Source organism: Cesiribacter sp. SM1, from assembly GCF_020178975.1.
Classification (GTDB): Bacteria; Bacteroidota; Bacteroidia; order Cytophagales; family Cyclobacteriaceae; genus Cesiribacter.
Map to the genome: position 1 here is coordinate 510,462 of NZ_JAHXBU010000093.1, position 23,324 is coordinate 533,785.

Below are 23,324 nucleotides of genomic sequence, written 5' to 3' on the forward strand. Positions count from 1 at the left end.
CGGGCAGGGGCTCAATATCTCTATCAGCATATCCTTTTAAACAGAAAAACTCTCACCACAGCCACAGGTACGGCTGGCATTTGGGTTGATGAACTGGAAGCCTTTGCCATTGAGGCCGTCGGAAAAGTCCAGTACAGTACCTAAAAGGTAAAGCAGGCTCTTTTTGTCTACCAGGATTTTAACGCCTTTGTCTTCAAACACTTCATCTGAAGGCAGTACGGCAGCATCGAAGCTAAGGTCGTACATCAGGCCTGAGCAACCGCCACCTTTCACTGAAACACGAATGTTCTGATCGCTGGAACGGCCTTCTGTTTCGCGCAGTTCCTTGATTCTGTCTATTGCTTTATCGGTAACGCTTATCATAGTCATTTAATCTTCTCTATTTCCGGGTGCAAGTTAGGCAACAAAGCCGAAATTTTCTCCTGTTAAGGCTATAAAGCTAAAAGTGTCTTTAACGATAGAAGCCTGCTCACCCACAGTCTGGCTGTAAAAGCTAACCTGTTTTTTAGCAGGAAAGTTCTCTTTTTTGCTTTATTTGCTGCTCATGAAGCATGTAGAACACATAGGAATTGCTGTTCGTTCCCTGGAGGAAGCGAACAGCCGTTATGAACGTTTGCTCGGACAAAAAGCCTATAAAACGGAAGAAGTTGAAAGTGAAGGCGTAAGAACGGCCTTTTACCAAATGGGAGAGACCAAGATAGAGCTGCTGGAATCTACCCGTGCAGATGGTCCTATTGCCAAATTTATTGAAAACAGGGGAGAGGGCATCCACCATATTGCCTATGCAGTAGATGATATCCGCGCAGAAATGCAGCGCCTGAGCCAGGAGGGCTTCAGGTTACTTAACCAGGAGCCCAAGCCCGGAGCCGATAATAAAATAGTGTGCTTCCTGCACCCAAAAGATGCCGGTGGGGTACTGGTAGAGTTGTGCCAGGAGCGACCTGTCCGTTAAAAGGCTGGTGACGGATGGTGCCGCTTAAGGCTTAGGCTGTGGTTGTTCGTACTGCACAGAGTTGTAGTACTTCAACTTCCGTTTTCCTTCGGCAGTTTTGTACTGAGGCTTAGGGCCACACGCATCCAACAGCAGCAAGCCTGCTGCTAGCAATAACAGCTGAGATATTTTTTTCATACTACTAAGTTAGAGGTGTTGCTTCGCCTGTACCTACCGTTAGTTCATCCATTCCTACCTATGTATGGTTTACCTGGAATTTTAAGGTCTGTTTCGGGGATACTACTGGCTAACTCTTTTTTTGCAGTAGCGTGCTGGCTGTATTTGGTCTTTTCCCGGAAAATGACCCCACACTGGCTAAATACCGTAACATGCTTTATTCCATAAAGCCCGTTTATTACAGGGCTAATAAGTAGTTAACAGTAGATCACTATAAACTACTTGTTAACCACATAAGGTGAAGCGCTAAATTGTTATTACCTTTGTGCAAAATTTGTAAACCTCCCTTTGCAATTAGGGTTGTTGAATCAAGAGCTGAACAGAAGTTTTAGTGTTGGCGAAGAGCTGAAAATTTTTCCTGCATGTACTTAAATGCCATAGGTGCCTACCTGCCTGAAGCGGTTGTAGATAACCAATATTTTGAAGAACTGAATAACCTGACAGACGAGTGGATTGTGTCTCGTACAGGCATCAGGGAGCGGCGCAAAGCTGCACCGCACGAAAATACCCAAACCATGGGCATTGCTGCTGTACAGGAAGCACTGCCCCGACTACCCTATGGTGTTGAGGAGGTAGATCTGATTGTAGGCGCAACCTACACCCCGCATGATACCATCGTTACCCTGGGCCATGCCATTCAGCACAGCATTGATGTGCACGATATACCAGTGGTGACCATTTCTGCTGCCTGCAGCTCGCTGGTAAATGCTGTTGAGATAGTGCAGGGTTATTTTGCCCTGGGCAAAGCTACGAAAGCGCTGGTGGTGGCCTCCGAGCACAATACCGCCTACAATGTAGAAACAGACGAAAAAGCCGGCCACCTCTGGGGAGATGGTGCCTGTGCCCTGTTCATCAGCAAAGAGCGGCAAACCGACAGCGACATTCACATAGTAGATGTACTCACCGGCGGTGCTGCCACCCGGGGCAAAGCCACCGAAAGTGTTACGCTTAAGCCACTGGCAAAAGGCATTATCATGCCCAACGGACGCGACGTATTTATTCATGCCTGTCAGTACATGCCAAAGGCCACCATCGACATTATGGAGCGCAACAGGCTTAATATGGATGATATCGATTACGTAATTCCCCACCAGGCCAACCTGCGCATTACGAATAATGTAGCAGAAACGCTGCGACTTCCTGCTCATAAGGCTGTTTCTAATGTGGAGTATCTGGGGAATACAGGCTGTGCCGGCTGTGGTATAGGCCTTTGGGAGAAAAAAGAGAAGCTCCAAAAAGGCCAGCGGCTGATCATTACCGTATTCGGCGGCGGCTATTCTTACGGAGCCATGTTGTTAGAAGTGTAGTTGTTGGGAGGGTGTGGTTTGGTGAGGTATGAGCTGCCTGCTCACGGCTTTCAACCCTGTTAGTCATCTATCACCTTTCGTCCCCCAGTTTACTCCTGAACAGCTGCGGTTCACCGTCAGATCCTTTACCAAAAACTATTAATTATGGAAGAACCAAAACGAACCGAAATAAGTGAAGTTGGGGAATTTGGTCTGATTGACCTGCTTAGCCAGAAGGTAGAGCACTACCACCAGAGCAGTGTAAAGGGAATAGGCGATGATGCCGCCGTGCTGGCTGCCACAGATCTTCAGCGTGTGGTAACAACCGATCTGCTGCTGGAAGGTATCCACTTTGATCTTCGCTATATGCCCCTGCAGCACCTGGGCTATAAAGCTGTGGCGGTTAATGTATCTGATGTGGCGGCCATGAATGCTATCCCTACCCAGATCACAGTGAGCATAGGCCTGAGCAACCGTTTTTCCGTAGAGGCCGTGGAGGCATTGTACGAGGGTATAAGAGCGGCCTGCACCAATTATAAAGTAGACTTGATTGGGGGTGATACAACCGCATCGGCTGCAGGTCTTGTGTTGTCCATAACTGCCATTGGAGAGGTGGCTTCTGATAAAGTTGCCCTGCGTAATGGTGCCAGGAAAGGCGATATTATTTGCGTAACAGGAGACCTGGGAGCCGCTTACATTGGGCTGCAGGTGCTGGAGCGTGAAAAAGCCGTTTACCTGACTGATCCCGAAGCCAAGCCAGAGATCAGCAAGTACAAATATATTGTGCAGCGGCAGTTAAGGCCCGAGGCACGTATGGATATTGTACATGAGCTGCGTGAGCGCCAGGTGGTGCCCACCAGCATGATTGATGTTTCTGACGGCCTGGCTTCTGAACTGCTCCACCTGGCCAGAAACTCCGGGGTAGGCCTGCAGGTGTACGAAGAAAACCTGCCAATCGACAAAATGACTTACGATACCGCCGTTGAGTTTAATGTAGACCCTGTTACCTGCGTAATGAACGGTGGCGAAGATTACGAACTGCTCTTTACCATCAGGCAGGAAGATTACGAGAAAGTAAAAAGTCATCCGGATATTCATTTTATTGGCTATGCTACCGATCTTGCCGGTCAGGCCCACCTGATTACCAAAGGCGGAACGGTGGTACCGCTCAAAGCACAGGGTTTTAATCACTTCAAAGAATAGTCAATGACAAAACACCTCTCTCTCCTCCTGATTATGTTCATGCCTGCAATGCTCTTTGGGCAGGATGTATTCATGACCAAGTTAAAAGACAAAACCTGCAGCTGCGTAACAGATTACGTTGCCTCTGTTGAGTCGCCCGACCGTGAGGTACTGCAGACCGCCCTTCGTGACTGCCTGATGGCAGTAGCCAATCAGAATGAAAAAGAGCTGCAGCAGTACATTAAGAAGCAAAAGATAGAAGCCCGTGAGGTAGGCCAGCGTGCCGGTGCCGAGCTGGCAAAGGAATGTAAGGCGCTGGCTTCGCTGGGTAATGTTGACCCCGATGCCAAAAGAAAATACGAGGAGGCGCAAAGCTATCTGCAGGCAGGCGAGTACGGTAAAGCGCAAAGTGTTTTTACTGAATTACTGGCTGCTTATCCCGCCTCGGCCCTCTATTTTAACGATAGGGGCGTAAGCCGGGAGAATATTGGCGATACCTGGGGTGCCCTGGCAGATTACAGAAGAGCCATTGATCTGGATGCTACCTTTGCCATGGCCCATTACAACCTGGGCAACCTGCTCTACAAACAGGAGTACTACAAAGATGCGCTTCCGCTTTTAAGAAAGAGCATTGTGCTGAACCCAAAAGATGAAGATTTTTGGGTGGTAACCCTAAAAACGTTCTATCAGCTTGGTGAGTACGACAGCGTGCAGCATTATGCGCTAAGAGCACTGGCGGTAGATCCTAAAAATGTGGGTGCACATAACTACCAGGGGCTGGTGCTCTACCAGCAGGAAGATTATAAGGGTGCCATGGTCCATTTCAGGAAAACCATAGAACTGGACCCAACCTACATTACCGGCTGGCAAAATGTTTCCTCAACCTATGAGGTTCTGGAAGAAAATGATAAGGCGGTATCTGAGTACAAGCGTTACCTCAAAGAGGTAGACAAGGAAAATGCCGCCATCAAGGAGAGTCTTGCCGATCTGTTGTTTAAGCTGCAGAAGTGGGATGAGGCAGAACCACTTTACCACCAGCTGATCAAAGGTGGGGAAGATGTACTGGCGCTGCAAAACCAGGTAGGTCGTATTTACCTGGTGAAAAAGGATTTCAGGAAGGCAAACCAGTGGTATGAAAAGCTCCTGAAGCAAAGTCCAGAAGATCCAGCCCTGCTCTTTAACCGTATTACAGCGATGGTAGAGGTAGGGGAGGCCCAGAAAGCCCTGCCCCTGGCCAACCAGCTGCTGGAGCTGCAGCCAAAAGATGCAGCCAATTTTGATGTGAGGGCAAGTGTATGGGAAAAGCTGAACAATCCTGAAAAAGCCCTGGAAGATCTGGAAGCCTCCATTCGCCTCTACCCTCAGGATGCAAAGGTGTATGTGCGCAAGGGCGATATTTTAAGAGCCTCCGGTAAAACAGCTGATGCCTGCAATGCCTACAGAATGGCCCTTAGCTGGGACCAGGAAGCCGGCACCAAAGCCCTGGCAGACCATTGTAAGTAACATTGTGGTCACAAGCTTTCTTTAAAATGCAAAAAGCCACTCTATGAGCGGCTTTTTGCATTTTTAGTCTTCCGGATAGGGTACGTACAGGAAATTGGTGAACTCCTTGTCTACCACAAAAAGGCAGCAGAATTCATCTGGATTTTTGTAGACCTCCGTAAAGTTCTCCACCTTATCCTTTTCAATCAGCTTTCGCTGCACAAACTCATCCAGGAAGGAGGCGTAGTAGTTCCATTCCAGGGAGAGCGAAGGCCTATCCAGCAGCAGCTGCCCTATCGGAATTGCCGTTTTGCTGATAGGAAATATGGGATGCTCCGAAAAGCCGCGTTTACGGATCTGGTAGGAGGCTTCTTTCAGGGTGTCGGCTACTTTGGCAAAATCTGCCGTAATGGTTCCTAAATATTTGCCGTTTAGTTCAGGATCGTTTTGCATGTTCTGCCTTAATTAATCTACTAGCATTTGTTAACGCAGGTAACACTATGTTCTTTGTGTGCTGCGTGTGTATAGCCAGTTTTTTGGAAAGTTTATTCTTTGTTTGGGTGTAACTGGCTTTTGCCTACTGAAGCCAGGCTTACTGTGGCTCTAATTCTATGCGCAAATTTACTGCTTTTGCCTGTGGTTTATAACTCTTTGATCTTGATACTCCTGAAAGAAACAATGTTGCCGTGGTCCTGCAGAAGAATGTGGCCCTTTTCTGCTTCGCCAAAGTTTTCCCAGTCTTTGTACTTGCTGATGGCCACCAGGTTACGGAACTCCTCGGAGCCCCGCTCGTACTCCAGCACTTTTACACCATTAAGCCAGTGCTCAACCCTGTTATCGGGCTGCACCACCAGGCGGGCATGGTTCCACTGGCCTACGGGCTTTAAAAAACGTATGTCTTTTTTAGCAGTTTTCAGGTCATAGAGGGAGGCAAGGGTGCGGTTGCCTTCACGGCCCATTTTGGCATCTGGGTGCTTTTCATCATCCAGCAGCTGGTACTCCAGGCCAATGGCAGAGGCATTCTCTACTTTTTCGTTTTCGGTTACAAAGTACTTGATGCCGCTGTTGGCACCCTCTGTAAGCTTAAACTGAAGCTGGAGGTCAAAGGCACCGTATTCTTTTTCGGTTACAATGTCGCCCCCGTTCACTGCTTCGCCACCGCCGGATTCCAGCACCCTCAGCACGCCATCTTTCATTTCCCAGCCTCTTTGCGGAAAGCTGTTCTGATGCGCTCCACGCCAGCCGCTGGCAGATGCACCATCCCAAAGCAGTGCCCAGCCCTGTTCTTTTTCTTCGGAGGTTAAGGTATTGGGCATAAAGTTCATGACAAAGGCTGTATGATTATCCTGGTGCTCCAGGCCTGTGGTTTTGATGCGGATGTTACGCCACATAATTTCCTTGCCGGCATCGCTGTCTTTACCGATGGAATGTACCTGCAGGGCTATAAGTCCTCTATCTGTAAGGGTATCAACCAGGTTTGCTACAGGCACGCCGTTAAGCCAGGTCCTGATCTGGTTGCCAATGGCTTCTATGCGTGCCTTATTCCAGTCATTTTTTTTCAGCGCAGTTTGTGCATCGGGATTCAGCGATACCGGGTAGAGCCAGCCACGCCGGGATTCATCATAGATGCCACCTGTCCATTGCCTGGCCGAGGGGTCCATCTCAAACTGGTAGCCATGCACCCTGCCTTCTGCAACGGCCGGATCGTATTTGCTGCGAAACTGTACCCCGCTGTTAATGCTGGTATCCTGCTTAAACTCGAATTCAAGTATAAAATCGCCGTACTCCTTATCGGTAGCCAGAAAGCTGTTGGGTGTATTGGTGGCAGTGGTGCCAACGATGGCGCCATCCCTTACTTCATAATGGGCACTTCCGTTTACCTGCTTCCATCCACTAAGATCAGTACCGTTAAAAAGCTCAACCCATTCATCGGTCTGTTGATCCGGCAGCTCATTTGTTTTTTGCTGGCAGCCGGTGGTAGTGAGGAACAACAGCATTGTTCCGCTAAGAAAGCAGCTTAAAGCGAGTCGTTGCATAGTATAAATCATTTTAAATCGATTGCTAAGGCTGGTAATCAATATGACGAAATAATTGGAATCTGCAAGCTATGAGCATGAGTAGGTCATTTCCGGTAGCTGCACAAAAAAACCGGCATCAGTAAAAAATGTATGACAAAAATTTTCAATCTGCAGCTAAACTGCTGTGTCAGGTCCGGAAAATTATAAATATATAGCGAAAGTTACAGTTCTTATCAATAAATTAAGCTAAGGATGCTCCTGTAGTTTCTGCATCTGAATTTTTAACAGCCGCTCACAAAAAAACTGAACATGATTACAAGCAATAATTTTAAAGGCAGGCGAGATTTTATCAAAAAGGCAGCACTTGGCACCCTTGGGCTGGCAGTTGGTTTTAGTAGCAGGAGCTATGGTAAAATTCTGGGTGCCAATGATCGGGTAAGGGTAGGAATTGTGGGTTTTTCCGACAGGGCCAGGCATACCTTGATTCCTGAATTTATCAGGCATTCTAAAGAAATGAATTTTGAACTGGTGGCTGTTTCTGATATATGGAACAGGCGCAGGGATGAGGGGGTGGCCTATTTGAAAGAAAACACCGGCGCCCGCAAGATAGTAGCTGCGCGGAACAACGATGAATTGTATGGCCTGAAAGATCTGGATGCCGTGATCATCAGCACGGCAGATTTCCAGCATGCCCTGCATGGCATAGAAGCGGTGCAGGCAGGTAAAGATGCTTATATAGAAAAGCCAATGGCCGAATCGATGGAAGATGCCCGTGCCATACTGAAAGCTGTGGAAGCATCGGACCGTATTGTACAGATTGGTTCCCAGCGCCGCAGCGGCGATAATTATATGCAGGCCAACGAATACATTATATCGGGTAAGTTTGGCCCTATTACCATGGTAGAAATGACCTGGAATGTAAACCAGCCCGGCAGGTGGCGCAGGCCCGAGCTGGTAAGCAGCATCAGGAAAGAAGACGTTGACTGGCAGAGGTACCTGCTTAACCGCACTCCCGGCGCGGAATGGGACCCCCGGAAATACCTGGAATACCGGCTGTTCTGGCCTTATTCTTCCGGCATACCCGGCCAGTGGATGTCGCACCAGATCGATACCGTGCACTGGTTCAGCGGTTACGATCATCCCAGGAGTGTGGTAGCCAACGGTGGGGTATATGTGTGGAAAGACGGGCGCGAGAATGCCGATACCATGACGGCTGTTTTTGATTATGGCCCTAAAGATGATAAGACAAAGGGTTTTCAGGTGGTGTACTCCTCCCGCATGCACAATTCGGCAGGAGGCGTCAAGGAACTTTATTTCTCCAATGGTGGCATGCTCAACCTAGATACAAATAAAATCTCTCCGGAAGGCGGGCTAAAAGAAGATATGGCAAAGGCCATGGGCATGGAGGCAAACTTGCTGGAAGAGCGCTCCATTGAAACCAACTCCAAGGCCGCCACCGATGCCAACATGGGTTATGATACCCTAACCAGTGCCCACATGCGCAACTGGATGGAGTGTATCCGCAGCAGGAAAACTCCAAATGCTGATATAAGAGCAGGCTACAACCATTCTGTGGCTAATATCATGTGTACCACCGCCCTGCACACCGGCAAAAAAATAACTTTTGATGATCAGACCCAGGAGGTAGTGGTAGGGTAACAGCTGCTGCTGAACCTTCTTCAAAGTCTGCTAACAGTGGAGACAATCAATGTTCCCGGAAAAAGTAAGAAGAATAAGAAAAGAGAATAGCTGTTGGGTGCTGCCGGCAGTCTTGCTCCTCCTGGTAGCCTGTGGCAGGCAAACTGCCAGCCATGATTCTGCAACTACTGTAGAGAATGAAACTACTATGCCTGCTATTTCCCTGTTGCATGATGAGCAGCGTAAAAAAGTAGAGGTACGGGTAGACGGAGCGCTCTTTACGGCTTACCTCTATGGAGAAAGCCTCAAAAAACCAATCCTCTATCCTCTAAAGTCCAGCTCGGGTATGGAGGTTACCAGGGGTTTTCCTTTAGCACCACGGGCAGGGGAGCGGGTGGATCATCCGCACCAGGCAGGGCTGTGGTTTAATTTTGGCGATGTAAACGGGCTTGATTTCTGGAATAACTCTGATTCAGTAAAAGGGGAGCGGCTGCAGCACATGGGTTTAATCCGGCACCGGGAAATTGTAAGCCTTGCCGGCGGCTCCGGGGCGGAGCTGCAGGTGCGCATGGACTGGCTAACACCCCGGCATGAGCCCCTCTTAGCGGAAACAGCCCGCTTTGTTTTTACTGCCACCGAAGATGCCCGCATTATTGATAGGATAAGCACTTTAACAGCCCTGGAAGAGCAGGTGTTTTTCCGGGACAACAAAGAAGGCATGCTGGGCATCAGGGTGGCACGGGAAATGGCGCAGCCAGATACAGAAGCCGTATTGCTGACAGATGCCAGCGGAAGGCCTGCTAAGCTCAGGCAGGTGAACAACAATGGGGTTACAGGAAAGTACAGGGGCAGCAGCGGACTGGAGGGTGATGCCGTATGGGGCACCCGCAACCAGTGGGTGCGGCTCGATGGCATACTGGAGGGAAAAGAAGTAACCATTGCCATCATTGATCATGTAGCTAATCCCGGGCATCCGGCGCACTGGCATGCCCGTGGCTATGGCCTGTTTGCAGCCAACAACTTTGCCCGCAAAGCCATGGGCGGCGGAGAGGAGGAGCAGAACTTTACACTCGAGCCCGGAGCGTCGGCAACCTTCAGGTACCGGATTATTATACAGGAGGGAGGGCAATTAACTGATAGTGTGCTGAACAGCTATGCTACAGCATTTGCCCAACAGTACCAGTAGTGCGAGGTGAAAAGCCATGAGACAACCAGTTGTTTACCTGCAGTATAGATGGTGTAGCGGCAATGAACAGGCAGCATGCTGCAGTACAAATAGCCCAATTTGCCTGCCATTGCAGAAGCATCGTGAGGCAGTAGTAAATCCGGATTTTATTTATCATATTTATTTAAGCGTCTACCCTTTACCTTAAACATCAGAAAAATGAAAAGAAGAGATTTTATCAGCCATACTGGAGCAGTTCTAGCAGGATCTTTTTTTGTCAATCCAGTGCAATCGATTGCGCAAATGCAGGATGCTGGTGCTAAAAAGCGAATTGCCCTGGTCGGAACCGGCATCAGGGGCAACACCTTCTGGGGGCGTAACCTGGTAGAGCAGTATAGCGATAAAGTCGAGTTTGTAGGCCTGTGTGATATTAACCCCGGCCGGCTTGCGTTTGGCAAGCAGTTTATTGGTGCCAGGTGCCCCACCTTCACAAACTTTGAGGAAATGATGCAGCGCACCAAGCCCGATATGCTTATTGTAACAACCGTAGACTCTACCCACGATGAGTTTGTGGTAAAAGGGCTGGAAATGGGGGTGGATGTGATCACCGAAAAACCCATGACCACCGATGAGGAAAAATGCCAGCGCATACTGGATGCTGAAAAGAAGAGCGGCAAAAAGGTTATAGTAGGCTTTAACTACCGCTTTAATCCACACTATACAAAGATTAAAGAACTGCTTAGCCAGGCCCGTGTGGGTAAAATCACTTCAGTAGATTTTGGCTGGTACCTGAATACCTACCATGGTGCTTCTTATTTCAGGAGATGGCATGGGCTAAGGGACAAAAGCGGCACCCTGCTGGTGCACAAAGCTAGTCACCACTTTGATCTGCTCAACTGGTGGCTCGATTCTGATCCGGTAGAAGTATATGCTACAGGTGCGCTGGAGCATTATGGTGCCAATCATACAGCCTTCAGGGGCGATAAATGCCGTACCTGCCCGCACAAAGACAAGTGCCGGTTCTACTACGACATTACCAAAGACGAGATGAACATGAAGCTGTACGTAGCCCATGAGGAGCACGATGGCTACATCCGCGATAACTGTGTGTGGCGGCCGGAGATTGATATCTATGACAAGATGGGGGTGCAGATTAAATATGCCAATAATGTGCAGGTAAACTACTCGCTTACCACTTACTCGCCCTATGAGGGCATGCGCATTGCCTTTAACGGTATGGATGGCAGAATAGATGCCTGGGATGGTATTCCCTGGAGAAAGGAAGAAAAGCTTAGCCAGGCCGAACTACATGCCAGGGAGATGTCGCAGGGTGGCGAGAAGGAAAATGCCAATTATGAGGAAATCATCGTGGCAGATAACTTTGGTGATCATGAGCTGATCAAGATACCCATGACGGGTGCCGGCCATGGCGGGGGCGATGTGCGCCTGCAAAATAAAATATTCAGAAACCCCGAGATGGAAGATCCACTTAAACACTCAGCAGGATCAAGAGACGGGGCCATGGCAATTCTGATCGGCATTGCCGCCCGCAAGAGCATAGAATCTGGCAAGCCGGTAAAAATATCAGACCTAACCTCTATTAAGCCGCATATTGCAAGAATGTCGTAGTAGCACAGGATTCCCGGGCACACCAGGCCCGGGATATCTCTGAATTTTGTATTTACTAAACATCGGCCAGCAGGGTGGCGCCTGTGCCGTTTACGGTGCTGTAGCTTATCTTTCCAGTTTGAATGCTCACACCCGTGGCAATGTCTTTGCTTAGCAGCAGGGGGCCATCCATATCCACATAATCCAGCAGGGGCAGCAGTTGGGCAATGCCCGAGATGCCTATGGTAGATTCTGTCATGCAGCCTACCATTACTTTCATGCCTAGCTGTTTGGCCTCGGCAATCATACGGCGGGCGGGTGTAAGGCCACCGCACTTCATCAGCTTTATGTTAACACCATGAAAATGGCCTGAACATTTTGCCACATCCTCTTCTGTGATGCAGCTCTCATCAGCAACAAGCGGTAGTACCGAATGTTGGTACACCTCTTTCATCTCCTCCCGGGCACTGGCAGGCATGGGCTGCTCTATAAACTCCACACCCAGCGGCCTGAGCAGTTTGGCGTTTTCAATAGTTTCTGCCACGCCCCAGGCGCCGTTGGCATCTACCCGGAAGATAGCATCGGTGTGCTGGCGCAGGGCTTTTACAATGGCTACATCATCAGGTGTACCCAGCTTGATCTTGTACAGGGGCCATGGAACTTCCTGAAGCTTTTTCACCATGTTCTCTACCGTATCAATACCAATGGTGTAATTGGTAAGGGGCATGTTTTTAGCTTCCAGTCCCCACAGCTTATAGAGAGGCTTTCTGTGCATTTTTCCCCACAGATCGTTGGCAGCCATGTCTAAGGCGCAGAGCGCAAAGGGATTGTCCTGCAGCAGCGGCTGCATTTTAGACCAGTACGCTTCGGGGCTGCTTAGCTCAGTATTTTCAATTTGTGGGCGGATGTTTTCCAGGGCTTCCGTCATGCTGCTGATGGTATAGCCATAGTAAGGGTTACGGGTGGCTTCGCCCCAGCCTTTATGTTCTCCCTCCTGCAGTTCTACGATAAGCGTTAGCTGTACGTCGCGGGCATCATAGGCTATTCTGAAGGTATGCCTGAGCGGAAGTTCAAATGAGCGGATGGTAAGTTTCATAGAGCAGCAGAAAAGGCTTTTTTCATTTGAAAGATAAGATTTTTGCTGAAGTTTTGCATGCCGGTATCAGTACGAACACTACCATAAAAAAGCTTCAGCCGGCTTAGCGGGCATTGTTTTGCGCATTCTTTTTCAACATTCTGCCGGCTCTTTCGGGGGTAAAGTTTTCGCCCCGCTTTATAACTTTTCCATTTACAACTACATACTGGAAGCCGGAAGCCAGCTGGTAGGGATCTTCGTAGGTAGCACGCTCCCGGATGGCTTTGGGATCGAAGAGGAGTATATCTGCTTTGTAACCTTCCCTGATCAGGCCACGGTCGGTAAGGCCAAGGGTCTGGGCGGGGAGTCCGCTCATTTTCCTGACAGCCTCCTGCAGGCTTAGTAAGTTTTTTTCCACTACATAGCTTTCAATCACTTTGGCAAAGGTGCCGTAGCCCCTGGGGTGGTTCATGGTGGGGCTACCATCGGTAGAGATCATGATGTGGGGATCTGTTAAAAAGGCATCCTGAAGGGCGCTATCCATAATAAAATAGGCACCGCTCGCACCATAGGGGCCAATGTCATCGATAAGCACCTCCTCAAAAGGCTTGTTGGTTTCAGCAGAAATCTGGGCAAGGGTTTTTCCTTTGTAAGGTCCTGACCCAATGAGGGTCGCCTCGGGGCCATTGCGCTTCCAGATCTTCTTTACAAGAAACTGGCTCAGTTCGGCTCTTCTGCTGCTTAGCACCTGCTGGTAATTGTTAGGCTTTTTTGCCCAGTCGGGAAACAGGATGGCAATGCCGGTGTAGCTGGCAGTGTAGGGATATAAATCGGCGGTTAGCTGTATGCCGCTGCTTCTTGCACTATCCATCAGCTGCAGTATTTCGGCGGCACGCGCGCTTCCTTTACCATACACTACTTTAATGTGCGAGATGTGGACGGGGCAGTATTTTCCCTGAGCCAGCAACTCCCGAATGGATTGGTCTACCACCGAATCGTCTTCGTTTCTCATGTGGCTCATGATGATGCCTCCCCGGGCACCTGCCACCCTGGCAAGCTGGTTCAGCTCTGCGCTGTCGGCATAGTAGCCTGGGGTATATTCCAGTCCGGTAGTCAGGCCAAAGCAGCCCGCTTCTATGGCCTGATGCAGCAGCCTTTCCATGGCAGCTATATTTTCGGCAGAGGGGGTAGTGGTATAGCCCGTACCTGACAGCAATCTTAAAGTGTTATGGCCGGCAAAGAGGGCAATGTTGGTTCCGGGTTTAATGGCGCTCACAGAATCCATCCATACCTCCGGGTTTTCATGCTCGGGGCTGAAACCATCCTGTCCTAAGGAAATGGTAGTAACCCCCATGGAAAGAAAGTTTTTGAAGTCGGGGGTTTTGAGCGGGTCTCCATGGGCGTGGGTATCGATAAAGCCCGGACTCAGGACCAGCCCCTGAGCATTGATGGTTTCTTTAGCCAAATAAGCAGCTGTGGTGTCATGGTCTATCAGGACAATAGAATCGCCACTGATCACCACATTTGCTACATAAGGCGCTTCGCCTGTTCCATCTACAACAGTAGCCTGTGTAATCAATAGGTCGTAGGCTGTGGCTGTTTTCTGCGGCGTACAGGCACTTATGGTCCACAGCAGCAGCAGGCAGCTTAAGGGGTGCAGTAGTACTATCTTAGGGAGTTGTGTCATCTTTGGTGATCAGTCTAAAATTAGAGCTGGATATAAAAATACAGCAGCAACAGCTCATCCAGTTTTGTAAAAAGCGCCAGGCAAACTCCATTTCCTACTATGCAGGTCTTTTTCAACAAATCTCCTGTGTTACCTGGGATGCCAATAAGTTAGTACAATTACCGAAGAAGTAGATTTTAGCTCACACAAGCTTGGAAAAAATATGCCCATCTGTTCGTGTAAACAATTTAGAATTCTGGAACTGCCTGGTTATATTAAGCTTATTAATTACTTCCTGCAATTTTTTTCTCCTGAAGTTAATGCGCATCAACCATCATTCAATTTTTCTTTACATACTGCTGCTTTGTGCAGGCTTTACCTCCTGCAGACCTGCTTATGATGTTATCATCAGTAACGGCAACATTTATGATGGAAGTGGTTTGCCTGCTTACAGCTCCGACCTGGCTATTAAGGGAAACAAGATAATGGCCATTGGAGACCTTTCCAAAGCTACGGCGAAGACTAAGATAGATGCTGCCGGCTTAGCTGTAAGTCCCGGGTTTATCAATATGCTAAGCTGGGCAAACAGGCCGCTGCTGAGCGATGGCAGGTCTATGAGCGATATTAAGCAGGGCGTAACATTGGAGGTGTTTGGAGAGGGCTCTTCGATGGGGCCTTTGAGCAGCAGTATGAAGCAGGAGATGAAAGATGCACAATGGACTTCGCTGGGGGAGTACCTGGACTACCTGGTTCAGAAAGGGGTTTCTACCAATGTAGCTTCTTTTGTAGGCGCCACCACCGTAAGAATCCATGTGCTGGGTTATGATGACCGTAAGCCAAGCCCGGCAGAGTTGAAGCAGATGCAGGAACTGGTGCGGCAGGCCATGCAGGAGGGTGCTATGGGCCTGGGCACCTCGCTTATTTATCCGCCTGCATTTTATGCCGATACAGAGGAACTGGTTGCGCTGGCTCAGGCCGCAGCAGAGTATGATGGCATGTACATCTCTCATTTGCGAAGCGAGGGAAATAGCTTTCTGGAGGCTGTAGATGAGTTTATGACCATCGCAGATAGGGCAAAGATCGATGCCGAAATCTACCATTTGAAAGCAGCCGGTAAAAACAACTGGCACAAGCTGGACCTGGTGGTGCAAAAAATAGATTCTGCACGTGCAGCAGGTCTTTCTGTTTCTGCTAATATGTACACTTATCCGGCGGCCTCTACAGGCTTGGATGCTACCCTGCCTCCCTGGGTGCAGGAGGGCGGCAAAGAGGAGTGGCTAAAAAGACTTCGGTCTCCAGAGATCAGGCAAAAAGTGTTAGAGGAGGTGAACAGCTCCTCAAATGCCTGGGAGAATTTTTACCAGATGGCCGGCTCTCCGGATAATATTATGCTGGTTGGGTTCGATACAGATTCACTGAATCACCTGGTAGGAAAAACGCTGGCAGAAATTGCCACCAGCAGAAATGCAGATCCTGCTGAACTGATCATAGATCTTATCCTGGCCAATGGCGGAGACATTGATGCTATTTACTTCCTGATGTCTGAAGAAAACGTGGAAAAGAAGATCAGGCTTCCATACATGAGCTTTGGCTCCGATGCCGGATCAGTAGCCGCAGAGGGCAAGCGGCTGGAATCCAGCACGCATCCGCGCACCTATGGAAATTTCTCGCGTTTACTTGGCAGGTACGTCCGGGATAAGAAACTGATTTCTTTAGAAGAAGCAGTAATGAAAATGACCTCACTACCTGCAGGGAAGCTTAAAATTAAGGACCGCGGGAGACTTGCGCCCGGCTACTACGCCGATGTTCTGGTCTTTGATCCGGCCCAGGTGGAGGATAAGGCTACTTTCGAAAACCCGCATCAGTATGCAACTGGTATGCTGCATGTATTTGTAAATGGCAGGCAGGTGCTGAAAGATGGCTCACATACCGGGGCTACACCTGGCATGGTGGTGAGAGGGCCGGGGTACAAAAAGGAGAAATGAGGCTGGTAGCTCCACAAAACAACAGCACTCACAAACTCCGCTTATAAACATTGTAAAGCACTATTTTATCCTCATCCGTAAGAGGGGCATGAACATCTTTCTGGATGTAATGAAGTTTAAAGGCTCTTACTGCTGCACCTATATCGCTTATATCATAGCCAATGATGCGTAGGGCTTCTTCTACAGCTATAGCATCCACTATTCTTTTGCTAAGTATTTCTCTCAGTGCATCATTATCCGTTATCTGTTCACCTGCAGGCATTGGGATGTTACTCAAAAGCGCAATACTTTGTACCACCAGGGCACTATCCTGGCTTAGGGCTTCAGCGAAGTAATCTTTATAGGGCCAGAGCCCGTACCCCTGCTCTGCCAGCCTTTTCCAGGGAAAGAGCGGACCTGGATCCACTTTGCGGGTAGGTGCAATATCAGAATGGCCTATGAAATTCCCGGCCGGGATGCTGTATGCTTTTTTCAGCCTGGCCAGCAGCCTGAGCAGGCTCTGTATTTGTGCTTCTTCGAAAGGCTCTGTACCGTTATTATCAAGCTCTATACCGATAGAACCTGAATTGAGATCTGTTGTGTTGCCCCATTTGCCTGCGCCACCATGCCATGCCCTGAAATAATCGTTCAACATCTGGTATACTTTCCCATCGCCCCCGATTACATAGTGTGAACTTACACTTGTTGCTGGTTCTGTAAAGGTGTTAAGCGTATGCTCTGTGGATTCCTGCGCTGTGTAATGAATCACAACATAGTTTGGCTTACGCAGATTAAAGTTAGTGGTGCCAACCCAGTAATCTCCCTGCAGAATGGAATCTTCCTGTGCATTTTTAAGTGGCAGGTCTTTTAGCGATCGTATGTAGGCTCTTACCTGTTTTTTATGCGCTCTATTAGTAGCTGCATAGGGATTTCGGGAGCAGGAAATTAGGGAGAGTACTGCTGCCAGCAGCAAGAAAAATGTCAGAACACCATAATACTTCATTAGGAAAAGAAGGTTTTTGGAGGTTTTCAGATGTAAAGGAATGCAGCCTTAGTAGCTATGCTTTTTCATCATATGGTCATAGACCAGGCGCGAAACCTGCGAGAGCATTTTTTTACCGGCTTCAGCATCTTGCAGTTGCTTTGATAGCAGTACCAAAACGTATTTTCTGCCATCTGGCAGGTATACAATCGCAGAATCGTGGTGCACGCCGCTGATAAAGCCGGTTTTATTGGCTACTTTAACCGCTGCAGGAAGCAAAACAGGAATTACATCTTTGTGCGTTTGCTGCAAAAGAATCTCAACCATCTCCTGGCTGTCCTTTTTGCTCACCACCTCTTCTCTGGCTAATGCTTCAAATATCCGCATAAGGTCATAGGCTGTGGTGCTGTTGTTCAGGCCAGCATCATAGGCTTTCATGTCTTCCACACCACGCAATACCTGTATGTCGTTAGCCCCCAGCGAACGCATGGTTTTGTTTACCTCATCTGCTCCTACCAGCTCTATCACTATGTTAGTTGCCAGGTTACTGCTGTAGATGATCATATCTACCACCAGTTCTTTTACACTTCTCTTTTTGCCTATGTTGTCATAGAGGTGCTCACCGTCGTCCCGGCCAATTTCCATGCTGTAGGGGCTGCCATCCACAATGCTTTTAAACTCATTTTTTACCAGGAGCGAGTCCTGAAGTGAAAACCTGCCGGCTGCAGCCTGCCTGTACACCTCTATCATTACGGGTGTTTTCATGGTGCTGGCTGCATGAAAGGCCTCCCGCTCATTTATCAACAATTGATGGTCTGCGGCAGAAAGATCTTTGAATGCAAGGGCAAACGTACCCGGGGTAGCATCGAAAAGTAATTCAATATCTGATTTCAATGTTTCTGTGTTTTTCATAGATGGCTGGGCTGTTGCTACATTAACATTGATCAGGATCAGTAGAAGGAGGAAGAAGAGCTTTACCATAACAGGAGGCTTATTAGTAAATCAGGTAGTGTAAACGCAAGTTGAAACACAGTGGGCATAATATGCGATGATTGGAAAAAAAAGAATTTCCCGGCAGCTACCGGGAAATTCAAATTATTTTTGGATTTAAATGAGATGTTTACTCATCCCACCAGATTCTGTCTGTTAAGCTTACATCCGGTACATTTCTACCATTGCGGCTTACCTCTGAATCAGGATAGGCCAGGCGGCGGATAAACTCTCCTCCCAGTGCCGAGTTGGCGTTTTCTGGAAGGGTAAAACCTTCATACTGATAATCGTATCTTCGGGCATCTACCCAGGCCTCGGGGTGTAAAAACATGGCTACATATTTTTCGCGGAAGATATCATCTATCGTGAAATCAGCCATGCCCATGCTAACCAGGGGGTTATTGATGTAAGCATCTATGGCTTCCTGTGCCACGCCTAACTTCCGCATGTGAGCACGAATGCCGGCAAGGTACGCCTGGTAAGACCTCTCCTTATCAACGGTAAAAGCAGCTTCTGCTTCTATAAACTTCTGCTCGGCATAGGTGGCTATCAGCACAGGAGATTGCTCTGAAGAATAAAAGTCTCCGGTTACAAGTGTAGAGCGCGCACCTGCTGCAGGTGCATTACCCCTGCCAGCACCGTTAACTGTGCCTACATACTCTCCATCGTCAGTAGCACCTACCATGTAAGGAAGCCGTGGATCAACTACACCAAAGGTGGTGCCATCAGTAGCCTGTATAAACTGCTCGGAGATCCAGCCACCCAGCACAAGATCTGCATTGTTGATGGCTACATTTGCCCAGGGGTTAAACTCTTCTTCAAAATAAACCACCTGTGCATCATCTTCATTTCCCTCAAAGCCCTGGTCTACGGCTGCCAGAATTTCAGTAGGATTGTAGGCTGCGGTTTTGCTCAAATGATTCAGATAACGTGCTTTCAGCATGTTGCCAAATTTTATCCACTTATCAACGTCTCCTCCGTAAATAAAGTCATCGTTGCCCATGGATATGGTTGTTTCTGAAGAAAGATTACTGATTCCTGCATCAAGTAACGACAGAACTTCTGTATAAAGGGCCTGATCGTCATCATATGCCGGCGTGAGGGTTTCAAAATTAAAGGCCTCACTGTAGGGTACATCTCCCCACACATCCACCATCATGCCCAGGTGAAGTGCCTGCAGGATCTGCCCAGCCCCCTGGTAATGACTGGCACCGTTGCTTTCAGCCTGCTCAATCATCACGCTTAGGTCTGTCATGGCATTGTACATGTTAAGCCAGGTATTGTCATGGCTCACCTCATCCATGATATCTGATGAACTGCCCTGGTTGGGAGATGCCAGGTATTGTAAGTAATTAGAGGTAATACTTCCTAACCTATAGGTATTCTGTGCAGTTTCAAAAGTAGAATTCACTAACAGGCCGCTTACCGAGGCTTCTGTAGGATTGTTCGGATTATCGTTTATATCTAAAAAGTCTTCGCAGGCGCTGGTTACAAGCAGGCAGGGAAGGGCGAGGTAGATAGCATTTTTATATATTCGTTTCATAAGATATCTATATAATTAGAAGCCAAGATTTAAGGTAAATAACAAGGAACGCACGCCCGGGTACCCCAGACCGGTAAAGCCTACAGCATTGCCACCGGCACCGGCGCTGAAAGATTCAGGATCGAAACCATCCCATGGTGTGTACAAAATAATATTGTTGGCAGTAACAGCAATTCTGGCAGATCTGAAGGGAGTAGCATCTAACAGTCCCGGCTGAAGATTGTAGCCAAGCGAAATATTTCTAAGCTTAATGAAAGAAGCATCGTGCACAAAGTTTTCACTTACACTTCTGTAGTGGTTTCTGTAATAACCAGCTCCATAATCTACGCCATCAGGTCCAACGCCCTGTCCTAACCATACTTCTTGTGTGTTTGGGCTTCCTTCTGCCGTTACACCGTTAAACACCCTGGTCTCGTTTCTGGCTAAGGTATATTCTGCTATACCAAAGGCCGAAAAGAAGTTATCGTACTGGTTGTACTGTTCTACATCGGCCCGGAAGTCAACCAGGAAAGAAAAATCCAGGCCTTTATAGTTGAGTGTGTTTCTTACGCCTCCAAACCATTTAGGTATGGCATTCCCCAGGATCAGCTGATTTCCATTACGAATGGGAAAACCATTTGCGCCAATTACCAGTGGTCTGTCGGCATCCAGGTGTGTCAGGTTTTCGGGCGTACCATCGGGATAATACCTTTGGTAGCTGCTGCCGTAAATATTTCCATAAGGTTCACCTTCAACCAGTTTCATGGTAACGGTACTGCCTACATAACCAAACTGGCTTCCTACCACAATTTCGTCAATACCCTCCCGGATGTTCACTACTGTGTTGTTATTATTGGAGAGGTTAACAGTAATGTCCCAGCTAAAGTCGGAGCTTCTGATCGGAGATCCGGTGAGCATCAGTTCTATCCCGCGGTTTTCAATTTCTCCGGCATTGGTGATATATACCGAATAGCCGGTGGCATCAGAAATTGGCACTGGTATGATCTGATTTCTACTGTTTGACTTATACCAGGTAAAATCAACACCCAATCTGTTAGACAGGAACTGGAGGTTGGTGCCAAACTCTACAGAATAGGTTTCTTCTGGTTTTAGCTCTGGATCACCAAACCTGCTTACTCTCGAAAAGCCAACCTGGCCATTAAGTGGATACACATCAGATGCAGCATAGGTTGCTCCAAGCAAATGAGGATCTGTGTCTTTACCTACCTTTGCCCAGGAGGCTCTAAGCTTGCCAAACGACAGGAACCTGGGAAAATCGAATGCTTCGCTGAAAACAAAGCCGAGGTTTACAGATGGATAAAAGAATGAGTTATTTGCTTCAGGCAGGGTAGAAGACCAGTCGTTTCTGCCGGTTACGTTAAGGAACAGAAAGTTGTCGTAATCCAGCATTAAATCGCCATATAAACCTACAAGCCTTCTTTTTCTTTTGTCCTGTGAGTTAGAAATTTGGCTTGCATAACTGAGATCATAAAAGTTAGGGATTACAAAATTTTCGCCATAAGCATCTACCCGCTCGTAGTCCCTTTCAAATATGTCATTGCCAACCCTAAGGGTAGTGCGGAATTTTTCGCTGAATTCATTATTTAAGGTCATGAAAAGGTTAGAATTCAGGTCCCTGCTGTTTATCCTGGTCTCACGAATGAAGCCTATTGAACTTAAAGGTAACTCACCATCAATACCCATAGGGCCTGGTGTTATTTCTGTACGGCTGTCGCTGTAGTAGTCTGTACCAACCCTGTAAGTAAAGCTAAGCCACTCGGTTGGCTTGTAATTCAGCATCAGGTTACCAATAACGCGGTTTACATCATCCTGAAAGGTACTGAACCTTGCATCATAAATAGGGTTGGTATTGCCATAGGTCTTCATGGTACCATCAGGGTTAATGTAGTCGGTTACATCCTGGGTTGCAGCCCAATAAACCATGCGTTCCATAAAACGATCATGCGGAACCCTGTTACCACCGGAGTTGATATAGTTAACAGAACCTGAGAAATTAAACTGATCGCTGATCTTTATGTCTCCTGATAGTTTGGCCGTGCTTCTGTCCCATTCGCTGAAGGGTATGATACCTTTCTGATCCAAGCGGCTAAAGGAACCATAAAAAGTAGCATTCTCATTGCCTCCGGAAACACTTACAGAATTATCAATCTGCCTGCCGGTATTCATGGCATCCTCCCAGTTATTTTCAAACTGGTAGCCGGGAACGGTATCTGCAACGGCAGCGATAGGTGCTCCCCAGCTGGGCCAGAAGTCATTGGGGTTGTACTGTCCGCTAAACCCCTGTCCGTACACCTCCTGAATCCTAGGATAGCGGTTAACTTCTTCAAAGCCTACAGTACTGTTTATATTAACCCTTACGGCACCTGCTCTTCCCTTTTTGGTTGTGATGATAACGGCTCCGTTGGCAGCACGTACACCATAAAGTGCGGTGGCCGCTGCTCCTTTCAGTACAGTCATCGATTCAATATCATTGGGGTTGATATCGGCAGCCCTGTTGCTTAAGCCACGGGGTGTTCTGTCGCTGTCTTCTATGGTGGAGTTGTCGATAGGAACACCATCTACTACAAACAGGGGCTGATTATCCGCACTGGGATCCAGTGAGTTTACACCCCGGATAATAATTCTGGCACTCTGGCCGGGTGCTCCACCTGCATTGGTAACCTGTACACCAGCTACCTGGCCCTGCAGGGCACTAACAACATTTTGCTGCTTGGTTTTGGTGATTTCTTCAGATCCAAGTTCCTGAACAGCATATCCCAAAGACTTCTTCTCCTGCTCAATACCAAAAGAAGTAACAACAACCTGGGCCATTTCAGTGTAATCAGGCCTTAAAGTAATGTTTATCACAGCCCTGTTTTGGGGTTGAACTTCCTGTGTTTCAAAGCCTACAAACGAAAATACAAGTACGGCATTTTGGTCAGGAACGCTTAATCTAAACTTTCCTTCTGTATCAGTAACAGTACCCTCGCTGGTGCCTTTAATAAGAATGTTAACACCCGGCAAACCAGTGTTATCCTCAGCAGAAATAACCCTTCCGGAAATGGTTCTTTCCTGAGCATGTGCCTCCATAAAATGAAAGACTGCCATAATAATGGCAAAAGCAGTAAAAATTCTCCTCATAACTGATTAGTATTTAAAGTTTACAGTCGCATGTCAAAGAAGTTGAATGGGTGAAAAATGGAGCCTGATTACAGTGCTTCAATACACCTGAATTTCAAAAAACTTAAAGATTAAAATTTAGCTAATATTAGCTACAAAAAGTACTTTTAGATTAAATAATGGTTGCTCTGATAGTACCATGTTTATAATATTGGCGCTACTTAGTTCAAAGAAAGATGTTAAGGAGCTGGGCGGGGGTTTGTTGAAGTAAAGTTTTTTTTGCTACAAAATCAATAGTATATATTGTAAGATGTTAGTTCAATTGAGATAAGTGCTGGAAGAAGTACAGCCGTTAAGCCTCTTCAGTATCTTATATGAGCAGCTTTTGCAGGAACTATTTACCGGGACTGCGGCTTTCTGGAGCAGAAGAAATCTAACATCATTTATACCGGACCTTT

18 protein-coding genes are annotated in these 23,324 nt (G+C 47.8%); 8 read left to right on the top strand and 10 right to left on the bottom strand.

Annotation, left to right across the window (positions count from 1 at the left end; translation table 11 throughout):
* Nucleotides 1-36 precede the first annotated feature (36 nt).
* Nucleotides 37-363, bottom strand: a complete 327-nt coding sequence (locus KWJ01_RS24010) for an iron-sulfur cluster assembly accessory protein (RefSeq protein ID WP_224999718.1) — start codon at nucleotides 361-363, stop codon at nucleotides 37-39.
* Nucleotides 364-544: 181 nt separating this feature from the next.
* Between KWJ01_RS24010 and mce the strand changes: the two genes are divergently transcribed.
* Nucleotides 545-952 carry a methylmalonyl-CoA epimerase gene (mce, locus tag KWJ01_RS24015; protein ID WP_224999670.1) on the top strand — a complete coding sequence of 136 codons (408 nt, stop codon included), beginning with the start codon at nucleotides 545-547 and terminating at the stop codon, nucleotides 950-952.
* A gap of 24 nt (nucleotides 953-976) precedes the next feature.
* Here the strand turns inward: mce and KWJ01_RS24020 are convergent, their stop codons facing one another.
* Nucleotides 977-1,129 carry a hypothetical protein gene (locus tag KWJ01_RS24020; protein WP_224999671.1) on the bottom strand — a complete coding sequence of 51 codons (153 nt, stop codon included), beginning with the start codon at nucleotides 1,127-1,129 and terminating at the stop codon, nucleotides 977-979.
* A gap of 401 nt (nucleotides 1,130-1,530) precedes the next feature.
* Between KWJ01_RS24020 and KWJ01_RS24025 the strand changes: the two genes are divergently transcribed.
* The 3 genes from KWJ01_RS24025 to KWJ01_RS24035 all read left to right on the top strand — a co-directional run bounded on the left by KWJ01_RS24025 (nucleotide 1,531) and on the right by KWJ01_RS24035 (nucleotide 5,139).
* Nucleotides 1,531-2,475 (top strand): 3-oxoacyl-ACP synthase III family protein, encoded by a 945-nt coding sequence (locus tag KWJ01_RS24025; RefSeq protein WP_224999672.1) that lies wholly within the window; start codon nucleotides 1,531-1,533, stop codon nucleotides 2,473-2,475.
* A gap of 144 nt (nucleotides 2,476-2,619) precedes the next feature.
* A complete protein-coding gene (thiL, locus tag KWJ01_RS24030; RefSeq protein ID WP_224999673.1) occupies nucleotides 2,620-3,657 on the top strand; it encodes a thiamine-phosphate kinase in 1,038 nt (345 codons plus the stop codon).
* A gap of 3 nt (nucleotides 3,658-3,660) precedes the next feature.
* A complete protein-coding gene (locus KWJ01_RS24035; protein WP_224999674.1) occupies nucleotides 3,661-5,139 on the top strand; it encodes a lipopolysaccharide assembly protein LapB in 1,479 nt (492 codons plus the stop codon).
* A 63-nt stretch (nucleotides 5,140-5,202) separates the two neighbouring features.
* Here the strand turns inward: KWJ01_RS24035 and KWJ01_RS24040 are convergent, their stop codons facing one another.
* Together KWJ01_RS24040 and KWJ01_RS24045 are read right to left on the bottom strand one after the other, a co-directional pair.
* Nucleotides 5,203-5,571, bottom strand: coding sequence for a hypothetical protein (locus KWJ01_RS24040; protein ID WP_224999675.1), 369 nt, complete (start codon nucleotides 5,569-5,571; stop codon nucleotides 5,203-5,205).
* 188 nt (nucleotides 5,572-5,759) lie between these two features.
* Nucleotides 5,760-7,154, bottom strand: coding sequence for a DUF1080 domain-containing protein (locus KWJ01_RS24045; RefSeq protein WP_224999676.1), 1,395 nt, complete (start codon nucleotides 7,152-7,154; stop codon nucleotides 5,760-5,762).
* 291 nt (nucleotides 7,155-7,445) lie between these two features.
* On the opposite strand from KWJ01_RS24045, the gene KWJ01_RS24050 reads away from it, so the two are divergent.
* From KWJ01_RS24050 to KWJ01_RS24060, 3 genes are all read left to right on the top strand, one after another.
* Nucleotides 7,446-8,795 (top strand): Gfo/Idh/MocA family protein, encoded by a 1,350-nt coding sequence (locus tag KWJ01_RS24050; protein WP_224999677.1) that lies wholly within the window; start codon nucleotides 7,446-7,448, stop codon nucleotides 8,793-8,795.
* Between the two features lie 112 nt (nucleotides 8,796-8,907).
* On the top strand, nucleotides 8,908-9,960 hold the full coding sequence (locus tag KWJ01_RS24055) for a PmoA family protein (RefSeq protein ID WP_224999678.1): 1,053 nt from the start codon (nucleotides 8,908-8,910) through the stop codon (nucleotides 9,958-9,960).
* 198 nt (nucleotides 9,961-10,158) lie between these two features.
* Nucleotides 10,159-11,568: a Gfo/Idh/MocA family oxidoreductase gene (locus tag KWJ01_RS24060; protein WP_224999679.1), complete on the top strand. Its 1,410-nt coding sequence runs from the start codon at nucleotides 10,159-10,161 to the stop codon at nucleotides 11,566-11,568.
* Nucleotides 11,569-11,623: 55 nt separating this feature from the next.
* Here KWJ01_RS24060 and KWJ01_RS24065 read toward each other — a convergent pair whose 3' ends face one another.
* Both KWJ01_RS24065 and KWJ01_RS24070 read right to left on the bottom strand, forming a co-directional pair.
* Nucleotides 11,624-12,643 (bottom strand): dipeptide epimerase, encoded by a 1,020-nt coding sequence (locus KWJ01_RS24065; RefSeq protein ID WP_224999680.1) that lies wholly within the window; start codon nucleotides 12,641-12,643, stop codon nucleotides 11,624-11,626.
* Between the two features lie 103 nt (nucleotides 12,644-12,746).
* The gene (locus tag KWJ01_RS24070; protein WP_224999681.1) at nucleotides 12,747-14,309 is read right to left on the bottom strand and encodes an amidohydrolase family protein; all 1,563 of its coding nucleotides are present in this window, start codon (nucleotides 14,307-14,309) and stop codon (nucleotides 12,747-12,749) included.
* Between the two features lie 299 nt (nucleotides 14,310-14,608).
* On the opposite strand from KWJ01_RS24070, the gene KWJ01_RS24075 reads away from it, so the two are divergent.
* A complete protein-coding gene (locus KWJ01_RS24075; protein WP_224999682.1) occupies nucleotides 14,609-16,273 on the top strand; it encodes an amidohydrolase family protein in 1,665 nt (554 codons plus the stop codon).
* A gap of 28 nt (nucleotides 16,274-16,301) precedes the next feature.
* Here KWJ01_RS24075 and KWJ01_RS24080 read toward each other — a convergent pair whose 3' ends face one another.
* The 4 genes from KWJ01_RS24080 to KWJ01_RS24095 all read right to left on the bottom strand — a co-directional run bounded on the left by KWJ01_RS24080 (nucleotide 16,302) and on the right by KWJ01_RS24095 (nucleotide 22,887).
* On the bottom strand, nucleotides 16,302-17,255 hold the full coding sequence (locus KWJ01_RS24080; protein WP_224999683.1) for an N-acetylmuramoyl-L-alanine amidase: 954 nt from the start codon (nucleotides 17,253-17,255) through the stop codon (nucleotides 16,302-16,304).
* A 48-nt stretch (nucleotides 17,256-17,303) separates the two neighbouring features.
* A complete protein-coding gene (locus KWJ01_RS24085; protein WP_224999684.1) occupies nucleotides 17,304-18,215 on the bottom strand; it encodes a serine hydrolase in 912 nt (303 codons plus the stop codon).
* Between the two features lie 139 nt (nucleotides 18,216-18,354).
* The gene (locus tag KWJ01_RS24090; protein WP_224999685.1) at nucleotides 18,355-19,767 is read right to left on the bottom strand and encodes a SusD/RagB family nutrient-binding outer membrane lipoprotein; all 1,413 of its coding nucleotides are present in this window, start codon (nucleotides 19,765-19,767) and stop codon (nucleotides 18,355-18,357) included.
* A gap of 15 nt (nucleotides 19,768-19,782) precedes the next feature.
* Complete coding sequence (locus KWJ01_RS24095) at nucleotides 19,783-22,887, bottom strand: SusC/RagA family TonB-linked outer membrane protein (protein ID WP_224999686.1); 3,105 nt, start codon at nucleotides 22,885-22,887, stop codon at nucleotides 19,783-19,785.
* Nucleotides 22,888-23,324 lie beyond the last annotated feature (437 nt).

What these genes read in the sequence shown, in the direction of transcription:
- KWJ01_RS24010 (WP_224999718.1), bottom strand. Translation starts at nt 363, where the DNA reads ATGATAAGCGTTACCGATAAAGCAATAGACAGAATCAAGGAACTGCGC.
- mce (WP_224999670.1), top strand. Translation starts at nt 545, where the DNA reads ATGAAGCATGTAGAACACATAGGAATTGCTGTTCGTTCCCTGGAGGAA.
- KWJ01_RS24020 (WP_224999671.1), bottom strand. Translation starts at nt 1,129, where the DNA reads ATGAAAAAAATATCTCAGCTGTTATTGCTAGCAGCAGGCTTGCTGCTG.
- KWJ01_RS24025 (WP_224999672.1), top strand. Translation starts at nt 1,531, where the DNA reads ATGTACTTAAATGCCATAGGTGCCTACCTGCCTGAAGCGGTTGTAGAT.
- thiL (WP_224999673.1), top strand. Translation starts at nt 2,620, where the DNA reads ATGGAAGAACCAAAACGAACCGAAATAAGTGAAGTTGGGGAATTTGGT.
- KWJ01_RS24035 (WP_224999674.1), top strand. Translation starts at nt 3,661, where the DNA reads ATGACAAAACACCTCTCTCTCCTCCTGATTATGTTCATGCCTGCAATG.
- KWJ01_RS24040 (WP_224999675.1), bottom strand. Translation starts at nt 5,571, where the DNA reads ATGCAAAACGATCCTGAACTAAACGGCAAATATTTAGGAACCATTACG.
- KWJ01_RS24045 (WP_224999676.1), bottom strand. Translation starts at nt 7,154, where the DNA reads ATGCAACGACTCGCTTTAAGCTGCTTTCTTAGCGGAACAATGCTGTTG.
- KWJ01_RS24050 (WP_224999677.1), top strand. Translation starts at nt 7,446, where the DNA reads ATGATTACAAGCAATAATTTTAAAGGCAGGCGAGATTTTATCAAAAAG.
- KWJ01_RS24060 (WP_224999679.1), top strand. Translation starts at nt 10,159, where the DNA reads ATGAAAAGAAGAGATTTTATCAGCCATACTGGAGCAGTTCTAGCAGGA.
- KWJ01_RS24065 (WP_224999680.1), bottom strand. Translation starts at nt 12,643, where the DNA reads ATGAAACTTACCATCCGCTCATTTGAACTTCCGCTCAGGCATACCTTC.
- KWJ01_RS24070 (WP_224999681.1), bottom strand. Translation starts at nt 14,309, where the DNA reads ATGACACAACTCCCTAAGATAGTACTACTGCACCCCTTAAGCTGCCTG.
- KWJ01_RS24075 (WP_224999682.1), top strand. Translation starts at nt 14,609, where the DNA reads ATGCGCATCAACCATCATTCAATTTTTCTTTACATACTGCTGCTTTGT.
- KWJ01_RS24080 (WP_224999683.1), bottom strand. Translation starts at nt 17,255, where the DNA reads ATGAAGTATTATGGTGTTCTGACATTTTTCTTGCTGCTGGCAGCAGTA.
- KWJ01_RS24085 (WP_224999684.1), bottom strand. Translation starts at nt 18,215, where the DNA reads ATGGTAAAGCTCTTCTTCCTCCTTCTACTGATCCTGATCAATGTTAAT.
- KWJ01_RS24090 (WP_224999685.1), bottom strand. Translation starts at nt 19,767, where the DNA reads ATGAAACGAATATATAAAAATGCTATCTACCTCGCCCTTCCCTGCCTG.
- KWJ01_RS24095 (WP_224999686.1), bottom strand. Translation starts at nt 22,887, where the DNA reads ATGAGGAGAATTTTTACTGCTTTTGCCATTATTATGGCAGTCTTTCAT.